12 protein-coding genes (1 of these 12 cut by a window edge) are annotated in these 10,656 nt (G+C 50.9%); all 12 read left to right on the top strand.

What is annotated here, in order from left to right; genetic code table 11:
• The first annotated feature begins 181 nt into the window (after positions 1 to 181).
• On the top strand, positions 182 to 1,219 hold the full coding sequence (hrcA, locus tag IPG80_RS06690; RefSeq protein WP_345104207.1) for a heat-inducible transcriptional repressor HrcA: 1,038 nt from the start codon (positions 182 to 184) through the stop codon (positions 1,217 to 1,219).
• Between the two features lie 61 nt (positions 1,220 to 1,280).
• The gene (gene grpE / locus IPG80_RS06695) at positions 1,281 to 1,820 is read left to right on the top strand and encodes a nucleotide exchange factor GrpE (protein WP_345104210.1); all 540 of its coding nucleotides are present in this window, start codon (positions 1,281 to 1,283) and stop codon (positions 1,818 to 1,820) included.
• Positions 1,821 to 1,944: 124 nt separating this feature from the next.
• A complete protein-coding gene (dnaK, locus tag IPG80_RS06700) occupies positions 1,945 to 3,825 on the top strand; it encodes a molecular chaperone DnaK (RefSeq protein ID WP_345104218.1) in 1,881 nt (626 codons plus the stop codon).
• A gap of 102 nt (positions 3,826 to 3,927) precedes the next feature.
• On the top strand, positions 3,928 to 5,052 hold the full coding sequence (gene dnaJ, locus IPG80_RS06705; RefSeq protein ID WP_345104221.1) for a molecular chaperone DnaJ: 1,125 nt from the start codon (positions 3,928 to 3,930) through the stop codon (positions 5,050 to 5,052).
• 134 nt (positions 5,053 to 5,186) lie between these two features.
• Positions 5,187 to 5,654 carry an NUDIX domain-containing protein gene (locus tag IPG80_RS06710; protein WP_345104223.1) on the top strand — a complete coding sequence of 156 codons (468 nt, stop codon included), beginning with the start codon at positions 5,187 to 5,189 and terminating at the stop codon, positions 5,652 to 5,654.
• 55 nt (positions 5,655 to 5,709) lie between these two features.
• Positions 5,710 to 6,093, top strand: a complete 384-nt coding sequence (gene crcB, locus IPG80_RS06715) for a fluoride efflux transporter CrcB (RefSeq protein WP_345104226.1) — start codon at positions 5,710 to 5,712, stop codon at positions 6,091 to 6,093.
• A 2-nt stretch (positions 6,094 to 6,095) separates the two neighbouring features.
• The gene (gene prmA, locus IPG80_RS06720) at positions 6,096 to 7,037 is read left to right on the top strand and encodes a 50S ribosomal protein L11 methyltransferase (RefSeq protein WP_345104229.1); all 942 of its coding nucleotides are present in this window, start codon (positions 6,096 to 6,098) and stop codon (positions 7,035 to 7,037) included.
• 106 nt (positions 7,038 to 7,143) lie between these two features.
• Complete coding sequence (locus IPG80_RS06725) at positions 7,144 to 7,635, top strand: lamin tail domain-containing protein (RefSeq protein ID WP_345104232.1); 492 nt, start codon at positions 7,144 to 7,146, stop codon at positions 7,633 to 7,635.
• 25 nt (positions 7,636 to 7,660) lie between these two features.
• On the top strand, positions 7,661 to 8,341 hold the full coding sequence (locus IPG80_RS06730; protein ID WP_345104235.1) for a hypothetical protein: 681 nt from the start codon (positions 7,661 to 7,663) through the stop codon (positions 8,339 to 8,341).
• 76 nt (positions 8,342 to 8,417) lie between these two features.
• Positions 8,418 to 9,974, top strand: a complete 1,557-nt coding sequence (dnaX, locus tag IPG80_RS06735; protein WP_345104238.1) for a DNA polymerase III subunit gamma/tau — start codon at positions 8,418 to 8,420, stop codon at positions 9,972 to 9,974.
• A 67-nt stretch (positions 9,975 to 10,041) separates the two neighbouring features.
• Entirely contained in the window at positions 10,042 to 10,374 is a 333-nt protein-coding gene (locus tag IPG80_RS06740) for a YbaB/EbfC family nucleoid-associated protein (RefSeq protein WP_345104241.1), read from the top strand.
• Between the two features lie 71 nt (positions 10,375 to 10,445).
• Positions 10,446 to 10,656 carry the start of a recombination mediator RecR gene (recR, locus tag IPG80_RS06745; RefSeq protein ID WP_345104244.1) on the top strand. The gene runs 395 nt beyond the window's last position, so only the first 211 of its 606 coding nucleotides appear in the window; its start codon is at positions 10,446 to 10,448; the stop codon falls past the right edge of the window.

Here is a 10,656-nt window from a genome sequence, read left to right on the forward strand (position 1 = left end):
TGGAATTATTACAAATTTAGAATAATTATAAATAAGGTTTTTATTTTGTCAAGAGCTTTTATCTTTATTTGTGTATTAATATCTTTTCTTACACTCCTCTTATTGACGCATCATTTTCCCGCTGTTATTATTATTCCATTATTAATTGGCACTCTCGCAATGGGAGTGCTAAATTTTGAACATGAATCATCTCACCGAACGCCAGAAAACCCTCCTGATGCTGATCATACGTGATTACATCGACACCGCTCAGCCCATTGGCTCGAAGCGGCTGGCGGAGCATTACCACATCAACTTGTCATCCGCGACCATTCGCAACGAGATGGCGGCACTGACAGAGATGGGCTACCTGCGACAGCCGCATACATCGGCAGGACGTGTGCCAACTGAAGAAGGCTATCGGTATTTCGTCAGTGAGATGATGCATAGTGCTGAATTGCCTGAAACCGTTCAGCACACCATCTCGCACCAGTTCTATCAATCGCGCCCCGAGCTCGACCAGTGGATGACCCTTGCGGCGTCTATTCTTGCAACCCAATCGCAGGGTGTTTCGGTCGTTGCCGCACCGCATGTCGAATCAACCAAGTTCAAACATGTGGAATTGATTTCGACTCAAGGCAGGCAAGTGCTTATGGTGCTGGTGATGCTCGGCGGGGAAGTGTCGCAGCAAATTCTGACCTTGGCGGAACCTGTTGCCCAGGAGCGACTCAGCGGAACCGCCACGCGTCTTAACGGACTTTTGGCTGGTCAGACCGCCCAAGCCATGTCCGCGCTGACAGTTCGCCCCGACCCGCTTGATCAGGATATCCTCCTGCTCATCTTGCAGGACATGCGCCGTATGACCGATAAAGCCTCAGGTGAAATCTACACCGATGGTCTGACCAACGTCCTCGGTGAACCTGAATTTTCTGAGTTGGATGGTCCGCGCCGGGCGTTGAAAATTTTTGAAGAACCCGCTACCTTGCAAGACTTGCTGACCAAGACTACCAGCAACAGCAACGTCGGTGCTTTGCAGGTGCTCATCGGCGGCGAAGGTGAATATGATGACCTGCGTCAGTGCAGTCTGGTGATTGCGCGCTACGGCGTCCCCGGTATGGCGACGGGTGCGCTTGGCGTGCTGGGTCCCATGCGCATGGCTTATTCCAAAACTATCCCCACAGTGAGATTTGTGGCAGCCTTATTGAGCGATCTGGTGAACGATAATATTTCTGGTGAGTAAATAACGATATTCGATAATCGAATAACGAATACCTAATATCGAACCTACGAGAGTGAGACACATGACAGAAGAAATGGATAAGCAAGAAGAACAGGGTCAAGCATCAGACGAGACAATGCCCAATGGGGAAGGGCAGCCTTCGGATGAGCGTGAGGCGTTGATCCAACAGTTGAAGGAAGCCGAATCCAAGGTCGTCGAATATAAAGATGGCTGGGCGCGGACGCAGGCGGATTTCCAGAACTTCCGCAAACGCGTGGAACGGGATAACGAGGCATTCAAGGCTTCGACCAAGGGTGACATCTTGAAGAAGGTGTTGCCCGTGCTTGATGACCTTGAACGCGCTTTGCAAAACCGCCCCGCGGACGATGCCTGGGCAAATGGCATTGAGTTGGTGGCGCGCAAGTTCCAGAATATTCTGGATATGGAAGGCGTCAAGCGCATCGAAGCGAAGGGTGTGGCGTTCGACCCGAACTTCCATGAAGCCATCTCGCATGAACCGTCTGACGAAGTGGAAAGCGGGCATGTGATCGATGTAGTGCAGAACGGCTATGTGATCGGTGAACGGGTTGTAAGACCCGCGTTGGTAAGAGTGGCGCAATAAAAGAAATTTCCGTCATTGCGAGGGCGGTGTTCTTCCGCCCGAAGCAATCTCATGTTACGTTGTAGATTGCTTCGTCGCAAAGAGCAAGAGCGCTCCTCGCAATGACGATTTCATAGGAGAAATTATGGCAAAAATCATTGGTATTGACTTAGGTACGACGAACTCGGTGGCGGCAGTGATGCAAGGCGGCGAACCGGTCGTGATCCCATCGGCGGAAGGGGAGCGTTTGGTTCCCTCTGTGGTGGCGATGAATAAAAATAATGAACGTTTGGTGGGACGTGTGGCGCGCAATCAGGCGATCACCAACCCGACCAATACGATCTTTTCGGTGAAGCGTTTTATGGGACGCAAGGCTGACGATGCGGAAGTAGAACGCACAAAGAAGCGTGTACCCTATGCCGTAAAAGAAGCGGCAAATGGGGATGTGCGCGTGGAACTCGGCGGTAAGGATTATTCCGCGCCGGAAGTTTCGGCGATGATCCTTGCAAAGATCAAGGCAGATGCTGAGGCGTATTTAGGTGAGACCATTACGCAGGCGGTCATTACTGTGCCTGCTTACTTCAATGATGCCCAACGCAACGCGACCAAGGACGCAGGCAAGATCGCAGGCTTGGAAGTGCTGCGCATCATCAATGAACCGACAGCTTCTTCATTGGCATATGGCTTGGACAAGAAGAAGAACGAAGTCATCTGCGTGTATGACCTTGGCGGTGGTACGTTTGACGTATCCATTTTGGATGTGGGCGACGGCGTGTTCCAAGTGAGAGCTACAAGCGGCGATACCTTCCTCGGCGGTGATGACTTTGATCTTCGAATCATGGATCATCTGATTGCTGAGTTCAAGAAAGACAACGGCATTGACCTGCATAACGACCGTCAGGCGCTTCAGCGTTTGAAGGAAGCTTCTGAAAAGGCGAAGATCGAACTCTCCACAGTGATGCAGACCGAGATCAACCTGCCTTATTTGACAGCGGATGCCAACGGTCCCAAGCACTTGGTGATGACCCTGACCCGCGCCAAGTTCGAGCAGTTGGTTGCTGACCTCGTTGACCGCACGATTGCGCCGGTCAAGCAGGCGTTGGCAGATGCTACTTTAAACGCAGGCGATATCAACGAAATTGTGCTCGTCGGTGGTATGACCCGTATGCCTGCCATCCAAGACCGTGTACGCGCGTTCTTCGGCAAAGACCCGCACAAAGGCGTGAACCCTGATGAAGTCGTTGCGATCGGCGCGGCGATTCAGGGTGGCGTGCTCGGTGGGGAAGTGAAGGACATCCTTTTGCTCGATGTGACTCCGCTGACTCTCGCCATTGAAACTCTCGGCGGCGTTGCCACGGCTCAGATCGAACGCAACACGACCATCCCGACCCGCCGTTCACAGGTCTTCTCGACTGCGGCAGATAGCCAGACTCAAGTGGAAATTCACGTCTTGCAGGGTGAGCGCCCGATGGCAAACGATAATAAATCGCTGGGCAAATTCATCCTTGATGGCATTCCACCTTCTCCGCGCGGGGTTCCTCAGATCGAAGTGACCTTTGATGTGGATGCCAACGGCATTCTCAAAGTCAGCGCGCAGGATAAGGCAACTGGAAAATCTCAACACATTACGATCACTGCTTCTTCTGGTTTGAACGAAGCCGAAATCGAAAAGATGCGCAAGGATGCCGAGGCACATGCCGAAGAAGACCGCAAGCGCAAAGACCTGATCGAAGCGCGTAACAATGCCGATAACACCGTCTATGCGGGTGAGAAGGCGTTGCGCGACTTGGGCGATAAGGTTCCGGCGGAGATCAAGGCTGAGGTTGAGGCGAAAAGTGCCGAGGTTAAGGAAGCGGCGAAAGGCGAAGATGTAGAGAAGATCAAAGCCGCAGTCGAAGCCTTGGGGCAGACCATCCAAAAGATTGGTGCCAGTGTCTACGAACAAGGGCAGCCGTCGGCGGAGGGCGAAGCGGGTCCTTCATCCGATGCGGGACCTGATGTGGTGGATGGTGAGGTCAAGGAATAACGTCATTGCGAGGAGGGTGTTTTTCCCGACGAAGCAATCTCATAATTAGTTTGGGATTGCTCGGGCATAGGGCAAGAGCGCCCTCGCAATGACATAAAAATTATGTCAAACCAAGACTATTACGATATTTTAGGCGTGGGCAAGGGCGCTGGCGATGATGAGATCAAAGCCGCGTTCCGCAACCTCGCGCGTAAATATCACCCGGATGTAAATAAAGAGCCCGATGCCGAAGAGAAGTTCAAAGAACTCAATGAGGCGTATGGCGTACTTTCCGATTCTGAGAAGCGTGCGCGTTATGATCGTTTCGGCAAGGCGGGTGTAAGCGGCGCTGGTGGGCAGGGATATCAGGACTTCTCTGGCTTTGGCGATATTTTTGAAGATCTATTTAATGGATTTGGCTTCTCCACCGGAGGTGGACGTTCGCGCCGCTCTCCGCGCCGTGGGCGGGATCTACAAATGCAAGTTTCGCTTACCTTTGAGGAAGCGGTCTTCGGTGTTGAGAAAGAGATCGAGTTCTCACGTGATGAGACTTGTTCGCGTTGTAGCGGCAAAGGTGCCGAGCCGGGCACAACTCCATTAAGATGCACGACTTGTAATGGTCAAGGCGAAGTACGTCAGGTACGTCAGACCTTTTTGGGTCAGATGGTGCAGACGGCTCCATGCCCAACCTGTAGCGGGCGTGGTGAGACGATTGCTTCTCCTTGCACCACTTGTCGTGGGGCAGGCTTGGAGCGCAAGAAGGTCAAGAAGAAGGTGTCCATTCCCGCTGGTGTGGACGTTGGCACTCAGATCCGCTTGAATGGGGAAGGGGCACCGGGTGAGAATGGCGGTCCGCAGGGAAGTCTATTTCTTGTGCTGGATGTCAAGCCGCATCAGTATTTCAAGCGACGCGATCAGGATGTTATCCTGAACCTCGATATCAATATTGCACAGGCGGTCTTGGGTGCGGAAGTGACCATCCCAACCTTGGAAGGCGAAGATAAACTGAAGATTCCCTCTGGCACTCAACCTGGGAAAGTTTTCCATGTGAGAGGCAAGGGCGTTCCGCACGTCCGCAATAAGAATCAACGTGGTGATGAGATCGTGATCGTTAATGTGGCGGTCCCAACCAAGTTGACCAAGGAACAGAAGGAACTCTTCGAGAAGTTGGCTGAAAGCCTCGGCACGACAGTCAAGCCGCAGGCGAAGGGCTTTCTCGATTGGTTGAATGAGACCTTGGGCGGGTAAGGGACTGCAGAAGGCAGAATGATGAATGCAGAATCGAGCGGAGATAGTCCGCTCGATTTTTTTGACCGCGGATGGCAGCTATGTAAATGGCGGTTCGCGGTCTGTCGTCTGTGGTCGTTTATAATGACTCGCCTATGCTTAAACCTCTATTTCGCCTTTGGCGCTTGCTGCCGATGTGGCTGCATGTCTTTGTGACACGACTGACCCAGCCAAAATTCAATGCAGGCGTCTCTTCGTTGGTCTTCGATGAACAGGGCAGGGTTTTGCTTTTCAAACACACTTATCGCAAATATGAGTGGGGGATTCCTGGTGGGGCATTGGAATACAGAGAACAGCCCATTGAGGCGGTTGTCCGTGAGTTTCAAGAAGAGACAGGGATGCAGATCGAAGTGGTTCGGCTTTTGCGAGTGGCAAGTGCAAGAGAATTTCCGCATCTTGGAATCACATATCTGTGTAAAATAACGGGCGGCGAGTTCAAGCCGTCACATGAGATCTCGGAAATGAAATATTTTGATGTTAACGACTTGCCCATCATGCTGTTTGCGGAGAAGGATTTGATCCGCTGGGCACAGAAAGAAATGACGATGGACGACAGACGATAGACCGCGGACGAATTTTCAATCGTCCATGGTCTATGGTCCATCGTCAAAAGGAACTATGACAAACATTCTTCTCGTCGGCGCGGGCGGATTTATCGGCTCGGTGTTGCGCTATTTATTGAGCGGATATGTACAAGAATCCGCAAATCGCATGGACTTTCCATTCGGCACACTGGCGGTCAATATTATTGGCTGTTTCATTATTGGTCTGCTGGCGCAATTCGGCGATAAATATGGCACGTTCTCGAACGAGTCGCGTGCGTTTTTAGTCATTGGCGTATTGGGCGGATTCACCACCTTCTCGTCCTTTGGTAATGACACGGTCAATTTGATAAGGCAGGACTTTGTGATGAACGCTGTAGCAAACGTCGGTGCAAACGTGATGCTTGGACTATTCGCGGTTTGGCTTGGTCGAACCGTCGGACATTTTATTTGGAGATGAACATGAATTGGCTTGAAGTTTCTTTGACTGTCGATGGCGAACTCGCCGAATCCGTTGCCGATGTGTTGGCGCGCTTTGCACCGAACGGTGTGATGACCGAACAAGGCGTCCGCTTTGTGAATGATGAGGATGAAGGTACGGCGACTGGTCCCATCACGGTCCGCGCGTATTTGGAGGTGAACGATCAACTCGAAGAGACGCGCCAGAAAATAGAGGAGTCACTTTACTATTTGGGGATGATCACGCCTGTGCCTACTCCCACCTACAAACAGATCGCGGATCAAAACTGGATGGAAGCCTGGAAACAGCACTACAAGCCGATCCTCATCGGTGAGAGGCTTTTGATCCTGCCCGCCTGGCTTGAATCCCCAGACCCAAAACGAATCCCTATCAAGATTGACCCCGGCATGGCGTTTGGCACGGGGACACATCCCACCACACAGTTGTGTTTGGAGTTGATGGAACGACATTTCGATATTCGAAATTCGAACGTCGAAACCCAATCATCGAATATCGAATATCGAGTTATCGATGTTGGCTGTGGCTCTGGCATTCTTTCCATCGCTGCTCTCAAACTCGGTTCAACGACCGTCCTCGGCGTGGACATTGACATTGAGTCCGTCAGAAACTCGCGTGAGAATGCGGATGTCAACGAAGTGGGGGAGGAGCTTCTGCTCGGGCAGGGTTCTGTGACCGAAGTGCTGGCGGGGCAGTTCGCGTTCAAGTCCGCGCCGCTGGTGGTGGCGAACATCCTCGCGCCGGTGCTCATCCGTCTCTTTGATGCGGGGCTGGCAGACTTGATCGAGCCCAATGGAGAGATCATCCTAAGTGGGATTCTCGATCATCAGGCAGAAAGTGTCATAGAGGCTGGTCAAGCCAAAGGGTTGAAGCGAGGCGAAATCCGTCAAATGAAAGACTGGGTTGCGATCTCCATGAAAAAGTAATTCCGTCATTGCGAGGGGGGCGAAGCAATCCCAAAATCAAGATTGCCTGCGCAAAGAAGGCGGCTCGCAATGACATTTGAGAATTCTGTGCTATGATTCGACCACGATGGATCGCCGTAAACTTATCCAATACCTGCTGTTGAATGTCTTTGTCTCGGCGAGCGTGACGGGCGGTATTTTGTTCTGGTACGACCGCAATTCTCGCGCCGTCACTCAGCCCGCAGTAGTGCAGGCGGCTCCCGCCAGCGGCGAATCTTCCTCTGCTGCAAGTGCAGATCTTCAAACGGATATCCCTGTGAAGATTAGCAGCGTGGTTGGTTCAGGAGTGCTGACCTCCGAGGTTGTCATCGTCAAATTTGAGGGGGAAGGTGAACTGGATATAACCTCATGGCAGCTCAAAGATGATAGCGGCAATACCTACACCTTTCCTAAAGTCACTCTTTATCCAAGCGGAGCTGTGCAAGTCCACACCGTAGCTGGAACCGACACCGTCATTGACCTCTATTGGGGCATTGGTGATGCTGTTTGGAATTCTGGCGAAGAAGCGCGTTTGTTTGATTCACAAGGCAATTTGAGGGCTGTTTATCGTGTTCCATAGCTGAATCACTACTAATAGAGGAAATATGGATTTTGTTAAGTTAGTTCAATCAGCTGATGATGCTATTTATGAAGTGATGGCGTGGATTATGATGGTTCCAAAATCATTATTTCACATCGTCTTTCAACCTAAAAGATCAATCACGTATGTTAAGGTTGAAATGGAAAAGAAGCCGGATGAACGCTTTGACGAATATCTTTCTCCTGTAATATTATGGTTTTTAGTTGGACCACTTCAAAACACTGTTTTTAATATACTAGTCAAAGAGACCGATTATCTCAATGCAAATATAGCGAATTACCTCTTCTATTCCGTCTTGGGATCATTAATTTTTATAACGTCATATACGATTATATTTGGATTCTTTAGCAAACAAGTTCTGAAAAAATCCAGTTTGAAGAGAGTTTTTTATTTGCAATGTTACGTATTGACTCCTTATACACTTTTTGTTACTGGCGCAGATACAGTAATCAAAATAGCATCATTTATTAATGGGAGTCAGTCATACCCGCTTATCGCTAATTTGGGATTTATTGTTAGTGTTTTATTGATTATCGTAGGGGTGTTTTTGGCAGTTGTATATGAGACTATTCTTTTTCAAGTTGAGCTTGGTTTTAAATGGGGAAAGGCTTTTTTAATAGCTACTATCATTCCTGTTATATTTAGCCCTTGTTTATTGCCATTATTATTTATTAAAGGTTTTTAGTTGTTTTGTTTTCAAATTAGTTTTCTTGAGTATTTACAGTAATTGAATAATATCCTATATTGAAGATGTAAATCACATGACCCAAGCCCTCTACCGCAAGTACCGCCCGAAACAATGGGATACCGTGATCGGACAAGACCACGTCATCCAGACCCTGACCAATTCCATCAAGGCAGACCGAGTCGGTCATGCCTACCTCTTCGCTGGTCCGCGTGGAACGGGCAAGACCACCGTCGCGCGTTTGCTGGCGAAAGCGGTTAACTGCCTCAGCGAAGACCCCTCCAAACGACCCTGCAACGAATGTGACCACTGCAAAGCTGTTAACGAAAACCGCTTCATGGACATGATCGAGATCGACGCCGCCTCCAACAACGGCGTGGACGATGTCCGTGACCTGCGCGAAAAGATTAACTTCTCGCCGTCGCAAGGCAAATACAAAGTCTATGTCATCGACGAAGTTCACATGCTTTCCGGCGGCGCGTTCAATGCTCTGCTCAAAACGCTTGAAGAGCCGCCACCACATGCCATCTTCGTTTTAGCCACCACCGAAATTCACAAGATCCCCGCCACGGTGCTCTCGCGCTGTCAGCGTCATGAGTTCCGCCGCGTGCCCATTGATGAGATCGTCAAGAATCTCAAAGAGATCGCCGCAACCGAAAACATTCAAGCCGACGAAGAAGCGCTCACGCTCATTGCCCGTCAGTCAGCGGGGGGCATGCGCGACGCGCAATCCCTCCTCGATCAACTTTCTTCCACAGGCACGAAGATTACGCTCGCCCTCGCGCAGCAAGTCCTCGGCACGGCTACCAGCCAAACCGTTCTCGATGTCATCAACTCTGTCCTCGATCATCAACCCGCGCGCGGTCTCGAAACCATTCATAAAGCCCTCGACTCGGGCGCCGATCCGCGTTCACTGGCACGTCAACTCGTTGAATACACACGCGGTCTCATGCTCATTCAAATGGGCAACGCCGAGCAAGTCGAAGCCACGCGCGAAGTCAAAACCCAAATGGAAGCTCACGCCAAAGCTTTCAGCACCTCTGACGTTTTGCGCATGATGAAGATCTTCAACAATGCCGCAACGGATCTGCGCGGCGGTTGGCAGCCCTCTTTGAGTCTGGAACTTGCCCTCGCAGAAGTGATCGACTCTCCAGCCGAAGTTGCCACGATCGCCGCGACGCCTCAACTCAAGCCGAAGCCTGTATCAGCTCCCGTAGCCGAATCCAAGCCCGAGGTTAAGTCTGACGCGTCCCCGAATGGGGGACCGCAGCCCGTTATCGAATCACCAGCCATCAACTCCAACGACATCGTTAAGGCATGGAAGCCACTGATCAACACCCTACCCAAAGACAAAAATACGCTCGGCGCTTTGATGAACTCCGTGCGGAATATTGATGTGCAAGGCAAGACGCTTATCCTCGGCATGGCAAGTGACGTGCTCGTGGAGAAACTCAATAAACCCGACCAGATCGAAACCATCCAACGTCTCATCAAAGACCACTTCCACGCGGATCTGTCCGTGCGCTGTGTGGTCAACAACGCCAAAGGCAAACTCCCCACGCACGTTTCGCAAGACGGCATGGTTGCCGCCGCCATTCAACACGGTGGTGAGATCGTGGATTTGGATGAATAGAAAAAACGATATTCGATACTCGATAAACGAGTACCGAATATCGAATATCAAATAACGAGGTTTAATTATGGCTAAAGGATTCAACAAAGGACCCGCCATGGGCGGGGGACAGGGCGGAATGATGCAGCAGATTCAAAAGCTGCAAAAACAAATGGAAGAAGCGCAGGCGAAACTCGCCGAAGAGACTGTGTCCGCAACAGCGGGCGGCGGCGCGATCAAAGTCACCATGACCGGCGACCAGAAATGCAAATCTGTCGAAATCTCCCCCGAATTCCTCAAAGACGCAGATGCCGAAATGCTGCAAGACATGGTCTTGTCCGCCGTCAACATGGCATTGGACGAGTCCCGTGCCTTGCAGGAAAAGCTAATGGGTCCGCTCGCGGGCGGGATGCCGTTTTAGTAATTGGTAATCGGTAATTGGAGATTTGTTTGTAAGTCTCAATTACCAATTACTAATCTCCAATTACCCTTATGCTACTACCTGAATCAATCCAAAACTTAGTCACCGCCCTCGAACGCCTGCCCGGCATCGGACCCAAGTCCGCATCTCGTTTGGCATTCTTCCTTTTGCGCGCCTCCGAAGATGTCGCACAGGATTTATCCACGGCGCTGGCGAACCTCAAAGCCAATACTGCCTTCTGCTCGGAATGCTTCAACATCACCGATGCCGGTCGCGAACGCT

The organism is Candidatus Villigracilis vicinus (assembly GCF_016702885.1).
In the GTDB taxonomy this organism is placed as follows: domain Bacteria; phylum Chloroflexota; class Anaerolineae; order Anaerolineales; family Villigracilaceae; genus Villigracilis; species Villigracilis vicinus.